The sequence below is a fragment of the Micromonospora siamensis genome, assembly GCF_900090305.1.
In the GTDB taxonomy this organism is placed as follows: Bacteria; Actinomycetota; Actinomycetes; order Mycobacteriales; family Micromonosporaceae; genus Micromonospora; species Micromonospora siamensis.
Window position 1 is genome coordinate 6231268 of sequence record NZ_LT607751.1, and the last position, 18852, is coordinate 6250119.

Annotated in this window: 14 protein-coding genes and 1 pseudogene; 6 read left to right on the forward strand and 9 right to left on the reverse strand. The window is 74.3% G+C overall.

Annotated elements, in window-relative coordinates; genetic code table 11:
• The first annotated feature begins 41 nt into the window (after positions 1 to 41).
• The 3 genes from GA0074704_RS28565 to GA0074704_RS28575 all read left to right on the forward strand — a co-directional run bounded on the left by GA0074704_RS28565 (position 42) and on the right by GA0074704_RS28575 (position 6005).
• Positions 42 to 1499 (forward strand): lytic transglycosylase domain-containing protein, encoded by a 1458-nt coding sequence (locus GA0074704_RS28565; RefSeq protein ID WP_331716640.1) that lies wholly within the window; start codon positions 42 to 44, stop codon positions 1497 to 1499.
• Between the two features lie 72 nt (positions 1500 to 1571).
• Positions 1572 to 2591, forward strand: a complete 1020-nt coding sequence (locus GA0074704_RS28570) for a GNAT family N-acetyltransferase (RefSeq protein WP_088974043.1) — start codon at positions 1572 to 1574, stop codon at positions 2589 to 2591.
• 147 nt (positions 2592 to 2738) lie between these two features.
• Positions 2739 to 6005: a lamin tail domain-containing protein gene (locus GA0074704_RS28575; RefSeq protein WP_088973338.1), complete on the forward strand. Its 3267-nt coding sequence runs from the start codon at positions 2739 to 2741 to the stop codon at positions 6003 to 6005.
• A 569-nt stretch (positions 6006 to 6574) separates the two neighbouring features.
• Here the strand turns inward: GA0074704_RS28575 and hemB are convergent.
• From hemB to GA0074704_RS28600, 5 genes are read right to left on the reverse strand one after another with little or no spacing between them, the layout of a single operon-like run.
• The gene (gene hemB, locus GA0074704_RS28580; protein WP_088973339.1) at positions 6575 to 7558 is read right to left on the reverse strand and encodes a porphobilinogen synthase; all 984 of its coding nucleotides are present in this window, start codon (positions 7556 to 7558) and stop codon (positions 6575 to 6577) included.
• A gap of 34 nt (positions 7559 to 7592) precedes the next feature.
• Entirely contained in the window at positions 7593 to 9173 is a 1581-nt protein-coding gene (locus GA0074704_RS28585) for a bifunctional uroporphyrinogen-III C-methyltransferase/uroporphyrinogen-III synthase (protein ID WP_088973340.1), read from the reverse strand.
• Positions 9170 to 10165: a hydroxymethylbilane synthase gene (gene hemC / locus GA0074704_RS28590; RefSeq protein WP_088973341.1), complete on the reverse strand. Its 996-nt coding sequence runs from the start codon at positions 10163 to 10165 to the stop codon at positions 9170 to 9172. Before hemC ends, GA0074704_RS28585 begins: the two co-directional genes overlap by 4 nt.
• Positions 10162 to 11586 (reverse strand): glutamyl-tRNA reductase, encoded by a 1425-nt coding sequence (locus tag GA0074704_RS28595; RefSeq protein WP_088968581.1) that lies wholly within the window; start codon positions 11584 to 11586, stop codon positions 10162 to 10164. Before GA0074704_RS28595 ends, hemC begins: the two co-directional genes overlap by 4 nt.
• Positions 11583 to 12353 (reverse strand): redox-sensing transcriptional repressor Rex, encoded by a 771-nt coding sequence (locus GA0074704_RS28600; RefSeq protein WP_088968582.1) that lies wholly within the window; start codon positions 12351 to 12353, stop codon positions 11583 to 11585. The genes GA0074704_RS28595 and GA0074704_RS28600 overlap by 4 nt, the downstream gene beginning before the upstream one ends.
• 401 nt (positions 12354 to 12754) lie before the next feature.
• Here GA0074704_RS28600 and GA0074704_RS28605 point away from each other — a divergent pair, with 401 nt between their 5' ends.
• Positions 12755 to 14047 carry a sensor histidine kinase gene (locus tag GA0074704_RS28605; protein WP_088968583.1) on the forward strand — a complete coding sequence of 431 codons (1293 nt, stop codon included), beginning with the start codon at positions 12755 to 12757 and terminating at the stop codon, positions 14045 to 14047.
• A 94-nt stretch (positions 14048 to 14141) separates the two neighbouring features.
• Positions 14142 to 14801 (forward strand): LuxR C-terminal-related transcriptional regulator, encoded by a 660-nt coding sequence (locus GA0074704_RS28610; RefSeq protein WP_088968584.1) that lies wholly within the window; start codon positions 14142 to 14144, stop codon positions 14799 to 14801.
• Positions 14802 to 14831: 30 nt separating this feature from the next.
• Here GA0074704_RS28610 and GA0074704_RS28615 read toward each other — a convergent pair whose 3' ends face one another.
• The 4 genes and pseudogenes from GA0074704_RS28615 to GA0074704_RS29595 form a co-directional block, all read right to left on the reverse strand.
• The gene (locus GA0074704_RS28615) at positions 14832 to 15482 is read right to left on the reverse strand and encodes an HAD family hydrolase (protein WP_088968585.1); all 651 of its coding nucleotides are present in this window, start codon (positions 15480 to 15482) and stop codon (positions 14832 to 14834) included.
• Positions 15483 to 15503: 21 nt separating this feature from the next.
• Entirely contained in the window at positions 15504 to 15758 is a 255-nt protein-coding gene (locus GA0074704_RS28620) for a glutaredoxin family protein (protein ID WP_088968586.1), read from the reverse strand.
• Positions 15748 to 17390 (reverse strand): annotated as a pseudogene (locus tag GA0074704_RS28625) (AMP-binding protein). Before GA0074704_RS28625 ends, GA0074704_RS28620 begins: the two are co-directional and overlap by 11 nt.
• A gap of 431 nt (positions 17391 to 17821) precedes the next feature.
• Complete coding sequence (locus GA0074704_RS29595) at positions 17822 to 18154, reverse strand: hypothetical protein (protein ID WP_231926708.1); 333 nt, start codon at positions 18152 to 18154, stop codon at positions 17822 to 17824.
• A gap of 41 nt (positions 18155 to 18195) precedes the next feature.
• Here GA0074704_RS29595 and GA0074704_RS29600 point away from each other — a divergent pair, with 41 nt between their 5' ends.
• On the forward strand, positions 18196 to 18747 hold the full coding sequence (locus tag GA0074704_RS29600; RefSeq protein WP_231926709.1) for a sigma-70 family RNA polymerase sigma factor: 552 nt from the start codon (positions 18196 to 18198) through the stop codon (positions 18745 to 18747).
• Positions 18748 to 18852 lie beyond the last annotated feature (105 nt).

Sequence of the window (18852 nt, forward strand, 5' to 3'; positions counted from 1 at the left end):
CCGGTCCTGACGGCGGCGGAGACATGGGTGATACTCGACGGGTGGCGGACGGCGAGGAGCGATCGACGGTACGGCCCCTGCGACCGGCCGCGCCGCCCGACGGGCCGCTCGCCGGCTCCGGCGCGGCACCCGACCCGACGTCCCTGCCCCGACCCCGTCGCCCCTGGTCGAAGCCCCCGGCGGCCGAAGCCGAGGGGGCCGATGCGGCAGAGCCCGCCGCCGCGGAGCGGACGTCCTCCACGGAGCGGACGTCCATCGAGGGGCAGCCTGCCGTCGCGGAGAAGCCCGCCATCGAGGGCGCCGCGAAGCCCGCCACCGGAAACGAGTCGACCGCCGACGAACAGGCCGCCGACGACGTCGATCCGGCCGGTGAGGTGGCGAAGGTCGTCGCGGTCGCCCCGGCGGCCACCCGACGCCGTCGGGTGCCGTTCGCGCACGCGGTGCGCACCCGTCCGCCCGGCCGCCTGGTGGCCAGCGCGTCCCGGGCCACCCGCGACTGGTCCCGCCGGCCGGCGGGCCGGCTGGCCCTCTCCGGGCTCTTCCTGCTCGGCCTGGTCGCCGCGACGGCGGCGGCGGGCGCGATCGTGGTCCCGGCGACCGCCGGTGATCCACGCCCGGTGGCGGTGGACGCGACGTCGGCGGCGCCGGGTTCCGGCGTACCCCAGGAAGGGGTCCTGCCCGGCCTGCCGGCACCCTCGGGAGCCGCCGTGTCCCCGGCGTGGCCCGCCCCCACCGGGCCCGGCCTGCCCGGCCTCACCCCGCTCCCCGACGCCACGGCACTGCCCGGCGCGACGGCACTGCCCGGCGCCACCGCACTGCCGGGCGCGACGGCGCTGCCCGGTGCGACCGTGTTCCCCGGCGCGACCGCGCTGCCCGGCGCGACGGCACCGCCGGGCGCCACGCCCAGCGTGGGCGCGCGGCCGGGCCGGCCGGCGGACGCCCTGGCCGACTGGGCCCGGCTCACCGGCATCCGCGTCGGCATCTCGCCGGTGGCCGTGCAGGCGTACGGCTACGCGGAACTGGTGCTGGCCCAGACGCACCGCAGCTGCCAGCTGAGCTGGACCACGCTCGCCGCGATCGGGTACGTCGAGTCCCGGCACGGCCAGGCCAACGGCGCCACCCTGCAACCGGACGGCCGGGCGGTCCCCGAGATCGTCGGGGACCCCCTCGACGGAAAGGGCGGGCGCTCGCTGATCCGCGACACCGACCGGGGCGTGATCGACGGCGACCCCGTCTACGACCGCGCCCTCGGGCCGATGCAGTTCATCCCCACCACCTGGCAGCAGGTGGGCGCGGACGCCGACAACGACGGCAAGGTGGACCCGCACGACCTCGACGACGCGGCCCTGGCCGCCGGCCGTTACCTCTGCCAGGGCGGCCGGAACATGACCATCGCCGGCGACTGGTGGGGGGCGATCCTGTCCTACAACGACGTGCGCCGGTACGCCCAGGACGTCTACGACAAGGCCAACGAATACGGACTGGCCAGCCGTACGTGACGTGATCGTCCGCATACATTGGAGAACTGGACACTTCCCCCGGGCTGCCGTTGACGGCAAGCTAGACGGGTGATGGTGCGCGAGTGGGATCCCAGGACGGCGTCGTCCGACGAGATCACGTCGTTGCTGGGCACGCTGAACGCGGTCCTCGCGGCCGACCTCCCGCAGGACCCTCCCTGGCGGGAGAGTTCCCTGCGCGAATATCTCTCCGAGGTGATGCCCGGCGAACGGCGGATCTCCTGGATCGCCCAGACCGAGCCGGGCGACGACGGGACGCCCGGCGACGTCCTCGGGCACGTCCAGGTGCTGCTGCTGGGCGGCATCGGCGTGCTGGAGGTGCTGGTGCACCCGTCGGCGCGGCGCACCGGGCTGGGCCGCACGCTGGTCCGGCTGGCCGCCCGCCGGGTCTGGGACGAGGGCTTCCAGTCGATCGGCGTGGAGGTGGTCGGCGACACCCCGGCCGTCGGGTTCTACGAGTCGCTCGGCTTCACCCGGGAATACGTGGAGACCCGCAGCGTGCTCGACCTGACCACGGTGGAGTGGCCGGCGCTGGCCGAGATGGCCACCGGCGTCGGCGCGGGCTACCACCTCGAGTTCTGGCCCGGCGGCCCGCCGGAGGAGCTGATCGAGGCGTACGCGCGGGCCAAGGCGGAGGTGCGCGACGTCGACGACGGCGAACTGCGCCCCAGCTCGTACGACCCGCAGCGGCTGCGGGACAGCCTCGACACGCTGCACCGGCGCGGCATGAAGCCGTACATCGTGCTGGCCCTGCACGAGCAGTCGGGTGAGGTGGCCGGCCTGACCGAGGTGGTGGTGCCGGCGCAGCATCCGACCCGGGCCGACCAGTACGACACCATCGTCGTGCAGGACCACCGCGGCTACGGCATCGACCGGGCGATCAAGGCACGGATGCTGATGGAGCTGCGTTCGGCCGAGCCGGGCCTGGTCGAGGTGCAGACCTGGAACGCGCAGGCCAACGAGGCGATGTTGAAGGTCAACGCCGAGCTGGGTTACCGACCCGACCGGGACTGGTGCGAATACAGCGTGGACGTCGCCGAGCTGGTGCACCGGCTGGAGGGTGCCGCACCCTGACCCGGCGCACGCCGTCCACAGAATCGGGCCGGTCGGTGACCGGTGGCTGACGGGTGGAATTCACCAAAGCGCTGCCCGGGGGATGGACGGCGGCCAGCAACTGCACTTAACGTGCGTTAGTTCACGTTCCCCCTTCGTGGAGGCCTCATGCGCCCGCGCCGCAGATACGCCGCGCTCGCAACCGCCGCCGCCGTCACCCTTCCGGTGATCGGCGCGGCACCCGGCGTGGCAAGCGCCGCGCCCACCGACCTGTTCATCTCCGAGTACGTCGAGGGCTCGTCCAACAACAAGGCGATCGAGCTCTACAACGGCACCGGCGCCCCGGTCGACCTGGCCGCCGGCGGCTACCAGCTCCAGCTCTTCTTCAACGGCGCGACCACGTCGACGAACATCGCCCTGACCGGCACGGTGGCCGCCGGGGACGTCTTCGTCTTCGCCGCCTCCAGCGCCGCGCCGGCGATCCTCGCCCAGGCCGACCAGACGTACGGCTCCTCGCTGTACAACGGCGACGACGCGATCGTGCTGCGCAAGGGCTCGACGGTGCTCGACTCGATCGGTCAGGTGGGCGTCGACCCGGGCACCGAGTGGGGCACCGGGCTCACCAGCACCGCCGACAACACGCTGCGCCGGCTGCCGACGATCAGCTCCGGCGACACCGACCCGTCGGACGCCTTCGACCCGGCCACCCAGTGGGCCGGCTTCGCCACCGACACCTTCGACGGGCTGGGCAACCACAGCGTCGACGGTGGCGGCCCGGTGGACGCCCCGGCCGTGCTCACCTGCGGCGGCACCCTCACCCTGGAGGCGGGCGCCACGGCGACCCGGGAGGTGACCGCCACCGACGCCGACGACACCATCGTGGACCTGGCCGTCACCGCGGTCACCCCCGCCCCGGCCACCGGCTCGATCAGCCGTACCGCCCTCACCCCGGCCACCGCGGCCGGCGGCACCGCGACCGCGACGCTCACCGCGGCCGGGCTCCCCGGCGGCGCGTACACGGTCACCGTGACCGCGACGGACGCCGACGGCGGCACCGCCACCTGCAACCTCACCGTGCAGGCCACCGCCGTGCTGACGGTCGGCGAGGTGCAGGGCGGCACCGGTGACGACGAGAACGGCGCCACGGACCGGTCGCCGCTCGCCCCGGCCAGCGGCAACGGCACCAGCTCCACCCTGTACGACGTCCGCGGCGTGATCACCCAGAAGTCGCTCCTGCGCACCTCGGCCGGGGCCGACCAGTGGGGCTTCTACCTGCAGAGTCGCAAGGGCACCGAGGACGGCGACCCGCTGACCTCGGACGGCCTCTTCGTCTTCACCGGCTCGTTCAAGACCCTGATCGGCGGCTACGCGCCGACCGTCGGCGACGAGGTGGTGCTGCGCGGCCGGGTGTCGGAGTACTTCAACCAGACCCAGCTCTCCAGTGCGTCGCTGGTGCGCAAGCTGGACTCCGACCTCGACGTGGACACCGCCGTCCAGGTGGACACCGCCACCCCGTCGGCCGACGCGGCCGAGGTGGCCCGGTTCTGGGAGCGGCACGAGGGCGCCCTGGTGCGGGTCCGCGCGGGCAGCGGGACCACCGCGCCCCGGTACGTCTTCGCGTCCTCCCTCGACTCGGAGATCCAGGTGCTGGACCGGGAGGACCCGCTGATGAAGCGGACCGACCCGTACGCCCGCCGGTCCTTCCGGGACGCCCACCCGCTGGACGACGTCCCGGGCCAGCTGTTCGACAACGGCAACCCGCAGCGGATCCTGATCGGCGCCGGCGGGGTCAAGGCCGCCGTCGGTGACAACGCGGCGCTGCTGCCGGCCGTCCGTACCTTCGACACGCTCACCGAGGACGCCGTCGGCGCCGTCGCGTACGGCTTCAGCAAGTACACGGTCCAGCCCACGGCGGTCTCCTTCGCCGCGGGCGCCGAGCCGGCGGCGAACAACCCGCCGCGGGCGGCGAACCGGGACCGGGAGGTCGCGGTGGGGACCTACAACGTGGAGAACCTGTACGACTACCGGGACGACCCGTTCGACGGCTGCGACTTCGACGGCAACTCCGGCTGCGCCGGGGTGAACCCGCCGTTCGACTACGTGCCGGCCGACGAGGCGGCGTACAACACCCGGCTCGGCAAGGAGGCGCGGCAGATCATCAACGACCTGCACAGCCCCGATCTGCTGATGATCCAGGAGGCCGAGGACCAGGACATCTGCTCGGTCGTCGACGGCGCGCTGACCTGCGGCGCCACCGACAACGCCGACGGCGCCCCGGACACGGTCCAGGAACTCGCCCTCACCATCGCCGCCAACGGTGGCCCGGCCTACGCCGCGGCGTACGACCGGACCGGCGCGGACGCCCGGGGCATCACCTCGGCGTTCCTGTACCGTACCGACCGGCTGGCGCTGGCGGAGGCCACCGCCGGTGACCCGCTGCTCGGCGCCGCCCCCACCGTGCAGTACCGCGCGGCGGCGCTGCCGTCGAACACCGACGTGCAGAACCCGAAGGCACTCAACGCGGTGCTGCCCGCCGACGTGGTGGGCGACACGGACGGCAGGAACGTCTACACCCGGGCCCCGCAGGTCGGGAAGTTCACCGTGGCGGCGGCCCCGGGGAAGAGCGAGCACCTCACCCTCTGGGCGATCGCCAACCACTTCTCGTCCGGCCCGGACCGTCGGGTGGCGCAGCGGCGCGAGCAGGCCGCGTACGGAGCGGCCGTGATCCAGGCCATCGAGGCGAGCGAGCCGCAGGCCCGGGTGGTCTACGGCGGGGACCTGAACGTCTACCCCCGCCCGGACGACCCGATCGCGACGGCCGAGAACCCGACCCCGTCGGACCAGCTCGCGCCGCTGTACTCCGCCGGAATGCACAACCTGTGGGACGACATCGTCGCGCAGGTGCCGGCGGCGGCGTACTCGTACACCTACCAGGGGCAGGCGCAGACGCTGGACAACGTGTTCGTCAACGACGAGCTGCACGGTGACCTGGTGCAGGCCCGGGTGGCGCACATCAACTCCGACTACCCGGCCGACACCGACGGTCTCGGTGACCGGGGGGCCAGCGACCACGACCCGCAGGTCGCCCGGTTCCGTTCCCGGGCGTCGCTGAGCGTCGGCGACGTCACGGTGACCGAGGGCGACCAGGGCACGAAGCCGATGACCTTCACGGTGACGGTGTCCCGGCCGCTCTCCGAGCCGGCCACGATCTGCGCCGGCACGTACGGCACCTCTGCGCAGGCCGGCCAGGACTACGACGCGTACGTCGGTTGCAAGACCCTGGCCGCCGGCCAGACCTCGCTGACCTTCCCGGTGGCCATCCGCGGTGACCGGCGGGTCGAGCCCGACGAGAAGCTGACCCTGCTGGTGGCCGGTGTGCCCGGCCTCCAGCTGACCGACCCGCTCGCCGTGGGCACGATCGCCAACGACGACTGACGGTCCCTTCCGACGGCGGCCCGTCGTCCAGCTCACCGGCTGGACGGCGGGCCGTCTCAGTGGTCCCACCGGCGTGGGTCGGGTGGGCGGGGCACGGAGCGGTACTTCGCCACCCGCACCTCCCACTGGCTGAGCCGGCGGCGCGCCTCCCGGTCGGCCGGACAGCGGTTCGTCGGGGCCCGGTCCGGCGAGGGCGGGACCGGTGGGTCCGTCGCCGCTCGGGCCGGAATCGGAGGTCGAACTCATGCCGCCGACCATGCCCGCAGCGCCCCCGGACCGGCAATCCCTGTGGACAACGCTGTGGACAACGGGTCGTACATCCACAGCCCCGGAGCCCCGCCGACCCCGCCACGTCTCCCGCCGCCCCTTTGCTCTGCTGTAGCGGACGCAACGGTGCGAGCACCTTTGCGGTGCGTGGGCCGCAGCAGAGCAAAGGGGCCGCAAGGTGAGGTGGCGGGCCGCGCCGACGGGCGCGGCGCGGACCGGACCGACAGGCGTGGTGCGGCAGGGCACGCCACGGAGCGCGGCAGCGTGATCTCGCCGGCCACCCGCAGGGCGGCCGGCGTGCGTCAGTAACGCTGGCGGAGGAGCTGGGCGGCCTCGACGGCCCAGTAGGTGAGGATGATCTGCGCGCCGGCCCGCCGGATCGACGTGAGCGTCTCCAGGATCACCCGCTCCCGGTCGATCCAGCCGTTCGCGGCGGCCGCCTCGACCATCGCGTACTCGCCGGAGACCTGGTAGGCGGCGACCGGGACGTCGACCGCGGCCCGGACCGCCGACACCACGTCGAGGTAGGGCAGGGCCGGCTTGACCATCACCATGTCGGCGCCCTCGGCCACGTCCAGCTCGACCTCGCGCAGCGACTCCCGCAGGTTCGCCGGGTCCTGCTGGTAGCTGCGCCGGTCGCCCTCCAGGCACGACTCCACCGCGTCCCGGAACGGGCCGAAGAACGCGGAGGCGTACTTCACGGCGTACGCCAGCACGGCGACGTCCTGGTGGCCCGCGGCGTCCAGGGCCCGGCGGACCACGCCCACCTGACCGTCCATCATCCCGGACGGCCCGACCACGTGGACCCCGGCGTTGGCCTGGGCCACCGCCATCTCGGCGTACGCGGTCAGCGTGGCGTCGTTGTCCACCTCGCCGCCCGGGGTGAGCACCCCGCAGTGCCCGTGCGAGGTGAACTCGTCCAGGCAGAGGTCGCTCATCACGACGGTGGCGTCACCCACCTCGGCGACGACGTCGCGGATGGCGACGTTGAGGATGCCCGCCGGGTCGATCCCGCCCGAGCCGGTCTCGTCCCGGGACTCCGGCACGCCGAAGAGCATGATCCCGCCGACCCCGGCCTGGACCGCCTCCGCGGCGGCCTTGCGCAGGGAGTCCCGGGAGTGCTGGAGCACCCCCGGGAGCGACGCGATCTGCCGTGGCTCGGTCAGCCCCTCCTTGACGAACATCGGCACGACCAGCTCGGCCGGGTCGACGCGGGTCTCGGCGACCAGCCGCCGCACGGCCGCGTTGCGACGCAGCCGGCGGGGCCGGATCTCGGGGTACGGCATGACAGGCCTCCCGGCAACGATCAGCGAACCACGATCAGCGGAAGCGGAGGGCGGTCGGCCCCTGCACCTTCGAACCACGGCGCTGCTTGGCCGGCATGGCGGCCAGCTTCTCGCGCAGCTCGACGGCGTAGGCGGCGAGCGCCTCCACCAGGTCGGGCACCGAGGCGTGCTGAGGCTGGACGTCGACCCGCAGGCCGAACTCCGTCGCGGTCTCCGCCGTCTTGGGCCCGATGACTGCAACAACGGTGCGGGCGTGCGGCTTCCCGGCGATGCCGACCAGGTTCCGGACCGTGGAGGACGAGGTGAAGAGCACGGCGTCGAACCCGCCCGACTTGATCGCGTCGCGGATCTCGGCGGGCGGCGGGGCCGCCCGGACGGTCCGGTACGCGGTCACGTCGTCGACCTCCCAGCCGCGCTCGGTGAGCCCGGCGGCCAGGGTCTCGGTGGCGATGTCGGCGCGCGGCAGCAGCACCCGGCCCACCGGGTCGAGGATCTCGTCGTGCGGCGAGAACTCGGCCAGCAGGCCCTCGGAGGACTGCTCGCCCGCCGGCACCAGCTCCGGCTGGATGCCGAAGGCGCGCACCGCGTCGGCGGTGGCCTCGCCGATGCAGGCGATCTTGACGCCGCCGAAGTGCCGGGCGTCGAGGCCGTGCTCGGCGAACTTCTCCCAGACCGCGCGGACCGCGTTCACCGAGGTGAAGATCACCCAGGCGTACCGGCCGTCGACCAGGCCCTTGACCGCCCGCTCCATCTGGGCGGGGGTACGCGGCGGCTCCACCGCGATGGTCGGCACCTCGCACGGGATCGCCCCGTACGCGCGCAGCCGCGCGCTCATCGCCCCGGCCTGCTCCTTGGTGCGGGGCACCAGCACCTTCCAGCCGTACAGCGGGCGGTTCTCCCACCAGCTCAGCTTGTCCCGCTCGCCGACGCCCGCGCCGACGGTGAGCACCACCCGGCCGGTGAAGCCGAGCGCCGCCGCGACGAAGGAGTCCACGGTCGACGTGGTGGTGTACTGCGTCTCGCCGGTGCCGTCGCCGGTCACCCCGACGCCCGTGCCGCCGTCGACCCCGGCGGCCAGCAGGCCGTCCCGGACCGCGGCCAGGTCACCGGCGTCGATGGCCAGCGCCAGCGAGCCCCGGCCGACCGCGGCGGCGAGCGCGTCGAAGTCGAGCGTGCTGACGTCCTCGACGTCGGCGGCGGTGCGTACGCCCGGCAGCGGGACACCCGCGTAGGTGGCCACCCCCTCGGCCTGCCCGACACCGGGCACCACCTCGAAGTGCGCGGCGGTACGCGCGACCGCCTGCACCTCCTTGACCACCGAGTCGTGGCCGAACGGGTCACCGGCGACCAGGTGCACCGCGTTCAGGCCGGACCGGGCGGCGGAGATGAGCACCTTCGCCACGTCACCCGGGGCGCCCTCGGCCGGCGTGAACTGGGCGTCCTCGCGGGCCTCGGCGCGTACGGCGTCGAGCAGCGTCTCCGGTACCCCCCGGTCGTAGACCACCTGGTCGGCGTCGACCAGGGCGTCGTGCGCCCGGCGGGTCAGCAGGCCCGGGTCGCCGGGGCCGGCCCCGACGAACGCGATGCGGCCTACGGGCTTACGGGTGCGGGTCATTCTGTGCTCCCAAATTGCTGGGTCCCCGGGCCGGCGTGTCCTTCTTGGCCGAGGATCGAGTCGGCGCCGAGTTCGAGGAGTTCGGCGGCGAGTGCCTTGCCGATCTCCGCCGCGTCGGCGGGCGTACCGGTGCGGGACAGCCGGAGGTCTCGGGTGCCGTCCGGGCTGATCACCGCCCCGCGCAGGTAGATCTCTTCGACAACGTCGCCTTCGGCGGCCGAGCTGGCTGGCTCGCCTTCGGCGATGATGGCGTAGGCGGCGACGGGCGCGGAGCACCCGGCCTCCAGGGTGGCCAGCAGCGCCCGTTCCGCGACGACCGCGGCCCGGGACGGTGCATGGTCGAGCACCGCGAGCAGTTCGACCAGGTCGTGGTCGTCGCTGCGACATTCCACCGCCAGCGCGCCCTGGGCGGGCGCGGGCAGCATGAGCATCGGGTCGAGCGTCTCGGTGATCACGTCGGCCCGACCGATCCGGACCAGACCGGCCCGGGCCAGGACGACCGCGTCCAGGTCGGCGTCCGGGCCGACGACCCGCCCGAGGCGGGTGTCGATGTTGCCCCGGATCGGCGTCACCTCCAGTTGGAGGCCGAGGGCGTGCAGCTGGGCGATGCGGCGCAGCGCGCCGGTGCCGATCCGCGAGCCGGGGGGCAGCTCGGCCAGCGTTCGGCCGTCGCGGGCGATCAGCGCGTCCCGCGGGTCCTGCCGGGGCGGCACCGCGGCGATGTGCAGGCCGGGCGCGTCCGCCGTGGGCAGGTCCTTGTAGGAGTGCACCGCGAGGTCGATGGTGCCGGCGGTCAGCGCGTCACGCAGGGCCGACACGAAGACGCCGACGCCGAGCCGGTGCACCGGGGCCGAGGAACGGTCCCCGGCGGTCACCACCTCGACCAGCTCGACGGGACGCCCGGTGGCGGCGGTCAGCGCGTCGGCGACCTGACCGGACTGGGCCATCGCCAGGGTGCTGCCCCGGGTGCCCAGGCGCAGGGGGGTGCTCATCGCTCACCTCCGGTGGACGGGACGACGGTGCCGCTGACCGGCGTGGCGGCCGGGACCTCGGCCACCGGAAAGGACGGCCGGCCGGTGGCCTCGGACCCGGCGACACCCTCGGCCTCGACGACGTCGGGGACGGTGTCGACCGGGGAGGTCTGCGGAACCTGAAGGTCGAACAGCTCGCGCAGCAGCGCGGCGTACTGGTCGCCGCCGGGCTCGGCGGCGAGCTGGCGGACCCGCACGGTGGGCTGGTGCAGCAGCCGCTGCACCACCCGGTGGACCGTGCGGGCGACGTCGGCGCGCTGCTCGTCGGTGAAGTCGGGGCGGCGCTGGGCGAGCCGGCGCAGCTCGGCGGTGACCACGTCGTCGGCGCGTCCGCGCAGGGCGGCCACGGTGGGGGCCACGTCGGCGCCGCGCAGCCAGGACAGGAACGCCTCGACCTCGGCCGTGACGATCCGGGTGACCTCGGCGGCGTCGGCGGCGGCCGGCCCGCCGGCGAGGACGGTGGCCATCCGGTCGATGTCGATCACCTCGACGCCGGGCAGTTCGGCCACACCCTCCTCGACGTCGCGCGGCACGGCCAGGTCGAGCAGGACCAGCGGGCCCCGGTCGGCGGCGCGCCGGGCCAGCGCCCGGGTCACCACGTCGAGGCTGAGGACCGGTTCGGTGGCCGCGGTGGCGGCCACTACGATGTCCACTGTGGCGAGTGCGTCGACGAGTTCGGCCATCGGCACGGCGTTCGCACCGTACGACTCGGCGAGGCGTACCGCCCGATCGGCGCCACGGTTGGTGACGGTGAGCGGCCCGGCGCCGAGCCGGGAGAGCGTCGCCACACCGAGGGAGCCCATCGCGCCGGCACCGACGACCATGGCCGGGCGGCCGGCGAGGTCGCCGTCGAGGTGCCCCGCGGCCAGGTCGAGCGCGGCGCTGACCACGCTCTGGCCGGCGCGGTCGATGTTGGTCTCGGCGTGTGCCCGCTTGCCGACCCGCAGGGCCTGCTGCATCAGCTCGTGGACCAGCCGGCCGGCCGAGTCGGCCCCGGCGGCCCAGTGGTACGCGTCGCGCAGCTGGCCGAGGATCTGCGCCTCGCCGACCACCATCGAGTCCAGGCCGGCGGCGACCCGGAAGACGTGGTCGACCGCGGCGGCGTCGTAGTGCACGTAGAGGTGGTTGGCCAGGGCGGCGGGCGGGGCGCCGGCCTGCTCGGCGAGGACGGCGCAGATGTCGCCGAGGCCGCCGTGGAAGCCGGAGACGGCGGCGTAGACCTCCACCCGGTTGCAGGTGGAGACGAGCACGGCCTCGGCGACGTACGGCTGGGCGACCAGGCGGTCCAGGGTGCGGGTGAGTTCGGCGGGGGCCACCGCCAGCCGCTCCAGGGTGGCGACCGGGGCGGTGCGGTAGGACGCGCCGACGACGAGCAGTTTCACGTGCCGATCGCCTCCTGGGTGTCGGTGGCCGCGAGCCGACCGGGCAGGGCGGTCAGGCCGGACCCGCCGGCGGCGGGCAGCGCGGTCAGCGACGCCTTGCGGTGCTCGTGGAAGGACAGGATCTGCAACTCGATGGCGAGGTCGACCTTGCGCACGTCGACCCCTTCCGGAACCGAGAGTACGCACGGCGCGAAGTTGAGGATGCTCGTCACACCGACGGCGACGAGCTGGTCGGCGACGCCCTGGGCGGCGGCGGCCGGGGTGGCGATCACGCCGATCGCGATCGACTCCTCGGCGGCGACCCGGGGCAGTTCGTCGACATGGCGTACGACCAGCCCGTTGATGATCTCGCCGATCCGGGATCGGTCGGCGTCGAGCAGCGCGGCGATCCGGAAGCCACGGCTGGCGAAGCCGTCGTAGCCGGCCAGGGCGTGACCGAGATTACCCACGCCGACGAGGGCCACGGCGCGGCGCTGGGTCAGGCCGAGGACGTACTCGATCTGCTCGATCAGCAGCGTGACGTCGTAGCCGACGCCCCGGGTGCCGTACGAGCCGAGCTGGGAGAGGTCCTTGCGGAGCTTGGCGGAGTTCACCCCGGCGGCACCGGCCAGCCCTTCGCTGGAGACCGTCTCGTGCCCGGCCTCGGCGAGGTTGTGCAGGGCTCGGAGGTATTCCGGGAGCCGCGCGACGGTCGCCTCCGGCAGGTCCGGAAGCGCCGGTACGGCACCGGCGCGGCCGGGCGCGCCAGGGTGACGGTGCTGACTCATGAGACTCCGTGCGGTGCGATCCTCGGCCAGCTCCGGTGCCCGGCCGTTTCGGGACCCCCGCTCGCGACCGAGGTTGTCGGTCGTGCTAGCGGGGCGCGTCGGAACTACAGAGTAGGCGCTTGTGAAGACGTGCACAAATCGCGATCTTGCTGATCCGCGACGCCCCTCCACCAGCTCCTCCATTCCACAAGATCGATCCGGCGGCCTCCGCCGGCGCCGCTCGGCGATTATTGCTCAATTACGACTTCTCTGACCAATCGCGCGCGCGCCGTCGCGCAGAGTGACCGGAGCCCGGAAGCCGACCGACCACCGACGCCGACGAGGCAGGTAGGGACAACCCCACCCCCGATACACCGGCCCACAGGATGGGCCGAAACGGACAACCCTCCTAGCCTGAGCACATGACCGCCGTACCCCTGTCCGCTCCGACGCCGCTGCGCGGCACCGCCCGCCAACTCCTCCGGGACTCCGGGTACGTGCTGCTCGGCCTGCCGCTCGCGATCGCTGGCTTCGCCGCCGCCGTGGTGGGAATCTCACTCAGCGCCGGCCTTCTGGTCACCACGCTAGGCCTGCCCGTCCTCGCCGGCACCCTCTACGTTGCGCGTGCGCTGGCCGACGTCGAACGCTTCCGGCTCCCCGCCGTGCTGCGCCAGCCCCGGGTACGCCCCGACTACCTGGCCCCACCGGCCGGGGGCGGCTACTGGCGCCGCGTCTTCATCCCGATGCGCGACGCGCAGTCCTGGCTCGATCTCGCCCACGGGCTGTTCAAGCTGCCCGTGGCGCTGCTCACCCTCGTACCCCTGGTGGTCTGGTGGGCGCTCGCGCTCACCGGCACGCTCTACTGGGCGTACGACTGGGCCATCCCCCGGGGCCCCGACGACCAGGACCTCAGTCAGCTGCTCGGGATGGGCGACGGCGCCACCGCGCGTATCGCGCTGAACACCGCGATCGGGCTGTTCGCCCTGCTCACCCTGCCGCTGATGGCCCGCGGCTGCGCGCTGCTCCAGGCATCCTTCGCCCGGGCCCTGCTCACCGGCGTGGCCGAGGTACGCAACCGGATCAGCACCCTGGAGGAGCAGAAGCGGGCCGCCGCCTCCGCCGAGGCGACCGCCCTGCGCCGGCTGGAACGCGACATCCACGACGGCCCGCAGCAGCGGCTGGTCCGCCTCGCCATGGACCTGAGCCGGGCCCGGCACCAGCTCGCCGCCGACCCGGAGGCGGCCGGCCGCACCCTCGACGAGGCCGTCACCCAGGCCCGGGAGACCCTCGACGAGCTGCGCGCCCTGTCCCGGGGCATCGCCCCGCCGATCCTCGTCGACCGCGGCCTGCCCAGCGCACTGGCCGCCCTGGCCGGCCGCTCCCTGGCCCCGGTGGAGCTGGCCGTCGACCCGGAACTCTGCACGCCCACCGGGCGGCTCGACCCGGCGGTGGAGAACACCGCCTACTTCGTGGTCGCCGAGGCGCTCACCAACGTCGCCAAGCACAGCGGGGCGACCACCAGCCGGGTCACCGTCACCCGTCGGTTGGGCCGGCTGGAGGTCGAGGTCACCGACGACGGGATGGGCGGCGCGCACCTGGCCAAGGGGCACGGCCTGGCCGGGCTCGCCGACCGGGTCCGGGCGGTCGGGGGCACGCTCGACCTGACCAGCCCGGCCGGAGGCCCGACCGCGCTGCACGTCGAACTGCCCCGGTGAGCGGGCTCCGGCCGGCCGGCCCCCGGGCGCGGCGGCGCCGGCCCGACCCGGGCTGCGGCGGGCCCGGCGGCGCGAGGTGGTAGACACCGTGGGCATGCGGGTGGTGATCGCGGACGACGCCGTACTGCTCCGGGAGGGGCTGGTCCGGCTGCTGACCGAGTTCGGGCACCAGGTGGTGGCCGCGGTCGGCGACGGTGACGCCCTGGTGGCGGCGGTGGTGGAACACCGGCCGGACGTGTCGCTGGTGGACGTCCGGATGCCCCCCACGCACACCGACGAGGGGCTGCGGGCGGCGGTCACGGCCCGCCGGCTGGTCCCGCGTACGCCGGTCCTGGTGCTCTCCCAGTACGTCGAGGTGTCGTACGCCGACGACCTGCTGGCCACCACCGGCGGCGCCGGCGGCGGCGGGATCGGCTACCTGCTCAAGGACCGGGTGGCCGCGATAGACGAGTTCCTGGACGCGCTGGCCCGGGTGGCCGCCGGCGGCACCGTGCTGGACCCGGAGGTGGTCGCCCAGCTGCTGGTCCGCCGCCGCCGCGACGACCCGCTGGCCGCGCTGACCCCCCGCGAGCGCGAGGTGCTGGCCCTGATGGCCGAGGGCCGCTCGAACACCAGCATCGCGCGGACCCTGGTCGTCAGCGACGGTGCGGTGGAGAAGCACGTCCGCAACATCTTCACCAAGCTCGGCCTCTCCCCCGACCCCACCACCCACCACCGCCGCGTCCAGGCCGTCCTCACCTACCTCCACCCCTGACCCACCCGGCACCGCGGGCTGCCGAGGGGGTCAGGGGAGGGTTCGGGCGAGGGTCACCGCCTGGGTGAGGGTGTCGGCGACGGGGTGGGGGGTGGTGCGGAGGGTTTCCGGGTGGGTCAGGCCGCCGGTGTAGAGAACGCAGCGGGCGCCGACCGAGAGCGCCGCGTCGGCGTCGTCGACCGAGTCCCCGATCAGCACCACCTCGCTGCCGGACAGGCCCAGCTCGGCGAGGTGCTTCGCCAGCCACTCCGCCTTCGGGCCACCGCCGACCGCCGAGCGCAGCCCGTCGACCCGGGCGAAGTGCGGAGTCAGCCCGTACGTGTGCACGGTCGGCACCAGCTCGTCGTGGAACCACATGGACAGCAGCGACTGGCTGCCCGGCCAGGCAGCGATCGCCGCCGTCGCGTCGTCGGCCAGCGCGCAACTGGTCAGCCCCGCCCGGTACGCGTCGTGGAAGATCCGGTCCAGCGTGCCGAACGCCTCGGCGTCGACCGCCCGACCGAGCATCTCGGCGTAGTAGTCGGCGATCGGCCGGCGGAACCGGATCCGGTGCTCGTCGGCGGTCACGGCCGGGCCGCCGGCGCTGGCGAACGCCGTGTTGGTCGCCCGGACCACCAGGTCCAGGTCGTTGAGCAGGGTGCCGTTCCAGTCCCACACCAGGTGGTGGCGCGCAGGGGTCATCCGTGCACGGTAACCGGCCGGTCAGAGCTGCGGGGTGGTGAGGTCACGCAGCAGCCGGTCCTCCTCCACCCGCCAGTAGCCGTGCTCCTTGCCGTCGAGCAGCACCACGGGCAGCCGGTCGCCGTACTCGCGTTCCAGCTCGACGTCGTCGGTGACGTCCTTCTCCACCCACCGGTCACCGGTGACCGCCACCACCCGGTCCATCGCCGCGCGGGCGTCCTCGCAGAGGTGGCAGCCGGGCCGGGTGATCAGGGCGAGCCGGGCGTCAGTGGACATCGGGTACCTCCGTGGAGCGGTCGGCCTCAGCCGGCGGGCGGGCGCCGGCCGGGGCCGGACGCAGCTGGGTCTTGCGTACCTTGCCGATCGCGGAGTACGGCAGCGTGTCGACGAACTCGACGCCGGTCGGGCACTTGAAGCGGGCCAGGTTGCGGGCGCAGTGGGCGAGCAGCTCCGCCTCGGTCACCGGCCGGTCCGCCGCCGCCACCACGTACGCCCGCACAGTCTCGCCGGTCCGCGGGTGCGGCACGCCCAGGACGGCCGACTCGGCCACCGCCGGATGCGCCTGGAGCACCAGCTCCACCTCGTGCGGATAGACGTTGAAGCCGTTGACCAGGATCAGCTCGCCGAGCCGGTCGACCAGGAACAGGTCGCCGTCGGAGTCGGCGTAGGCCACGTCCCGGGTGGCCCACCAGCCGTCGGCGTCCGGGCCACCCCGACCGTCCGGCCAGTAGCCGGAGAAGAGGTTCGCCCGCGTACCACGATCTCGCCCGGGTCGGTGCCCGGCGAGTCGTCGGTCAGGTCCAGCTCGTCGGCGTCCTCGTCCGGCTCCGGCACGCCGTCCCGCCACAGGTCCGCCCCGTCCGGGCCGACCAGGCGCAGCTCCACCCCCGGCAGCGGCCGGCCGATCGAACCGGGCTTCGGCTCGCCGTCGACCAGGGTGGAGGTGAGCACCGGCGCGGTCTCGGTGAGGCCGTACCCGACGTGCACCGGATGGCCGGTGGCCTCGGTGAACCGGGCCGCGACCGCCGGGTCCAGCGGCGCCGCGCCGCAGACCGCGACCCGCACCGACCGCATCGCCGCGTCGAGCGCGCCGGCGTCCGCGGTGGACCAGGCCAGGAACATCGGCGGTACGCCGACCAGCACGCTGACCGGGTGCCGGGCGAGCAGGTCCAGCGCCCCGGCCGCACCCGGCTCGTCGACGAGCACCCCGGTCGCCCCGTGGTGCAGCACCGCCCCGAGCCCCGAGTTCAACCCGTACGCGTGGAACAGCGGCAGGGCAAGCAGCACGGTGTCGTCCGGCCCGACCACCGGCGGGTCGATCCGGGCGATCTGCCCGTGGTTGGCGGTCAGCGCCCGGTGCGACAGCATCGCGCCCTTGGGATGACCCTCGGTGCCGGAGGTGTAGAGCAGCACCGCCAGGTCTTCGCCGCCCCGGACGGGGAGGCGCAGCGGACCGGCGGGCGCGGCGGTCGGCGGCGCGGTGTGCACGGCGGTCAGCGCCGGCAGTCCGGCGGCGATCCCGGCGACCCGGTCCCGCACCGCCGGCGTGCAGATCAGGGTGGCCGCGCCGGAGTCGGCCAGTACGTGCCGCAGCTCGGGGGCGGTGAGCCCCGGGTTGACCGGCACCGCCACCAGCCCGGCCCGCAGCGCGCCGAGGTGGCCGAGGACGAAGTCGATCGAGTTGGGCAGCGCGATGGCGACCCGGTCCGGCGTGTCGGTGGGGCCGGTGGGGGCCAGCGCGGCGGCCACGGCGTCCACCGCCGCGTCCAGTTCGGACCAGGTGAGGGTGCGCTCACGTCCGATCAGGGCGGGATGGTCGCCGCGCTCGGCGGCCACCCGGCGGAGCCGGTCGGCGAGGTTCGGCGCGGAGCCGTCTGCTGCGTCCTGCACGGTGGCTGAGTCTGGCACAGCGGACGGCGGCCGGGCCACGCCCCGCGTACGACGATCCCCCGCCCAACCCGTCCCACCAGGAGTTTCCTTCACGAACCGGTCCGGTTCGGAAAGTCAACCGCACACGACGGACAACCGGTCCGCCATGTGTGCGTCGCCGGGGGAAATACTTCCGCTCTGTGTAACGGACTTGCCACGCGTGGGTGACGTTGGCCCTATCATCACTCGGGTCGGCTCACCCCATTTGCCGTGAGTCGACACCCCTCAGCCCGAGGAGGCCCCCGTGCCCGTGAGCGCATTGGACCAGCACCTCAAGGGGATCTGCCGCCCGCCGGCACGTCCCGGACCGGCGCTGCCCCACGGCAGCCCCGCTCCCGCCCCGGCGGTGCCGTGGCGCGCGGTGCGACCGACAGCCCACCGCAGCGGGGAGGCACGGTGACCACCTTCGGTTACGCCGACAAGCCGGCTGGCCTGACCGGCCCGGCACCCCGGACGCCGGTGAACGAGCGGTTGACCTCCACCGAGGACAGGTGGGGCCTGGCCGTGCAGGGCGACGGCGCGGCCCGCCGGCCCCGCAGCCGGCCGCACCCGAACGAGGCGCCGACCCGCCCGGCGGTGCCCGGGGGCAACGCCCGGCCGGCCGGCGGGGTGGCCGTACCGGCCCGGCCGACGATGCCGTCGCAGGGGCGGCGGTCCGCCGAGGCCCCGGCGCCCGACCCGGCGGCCGCCGAGACGGCGGTGATCCCGGCGGTACGCCCGGAGGCGCCGGCCACCACGGCCACCGGTTACCCGAGCCGCCCGACCGTCCGACCCGGCGACCGAGGTGTGGACGCTCGTCGAGCGGGCCCAGGCCGGCGAGGCCGAGGCGTTCGGCCTGATCTACGACCGGTACGTCGACACCGTCTTCCGCTTCGTCTACTTCCGGGTCGGCAACCGGCAGCTCGCCGAGGACCTCACCTCCGACACCTTCCTGCGGGCGCTCAAGCGGATCGGCAGCTTCACCTGGCAGGGCCGCGACCTCGGCGCCTGGCTGGTGACGATCGCCCGGAACCTGGTCGCCGACCACTTCAAGTCCGGCCGCTACCGGCTGGAGGTGACCACCGGCGACGTGCTCGACGCCGACCGGGAGGACCGGGGGCCGGAGGGCAAGCCGGAGGCGGCGGTGGTCGAGCACATCACCAACGTCGCCCTGCTCACCGCGGTCACCCAGCTGAAACCCGGAGCAGCAGGAGTGCATCGTGCTGCGGTTCCTCCAGGGCTTCTCGTGGCCGAGACGGCCCGCGCGATGGGCAAGAACGAGGGCGCCATCAAGGCTCTGCAGTACCGGGCGGTGCGTGCGCTGGCCCGGCTGCTCCCGGACGGCTTCCAGCCCTGACCAGGTCCCGCCGCCCGACCCGCCCCGACTCCGGGCTCCGCGGGTCGGGCCCCCGCCGACCCGCCACCGCCGCCCGCGTACCGGCCGGCCCGGGCCGCGCGGCCC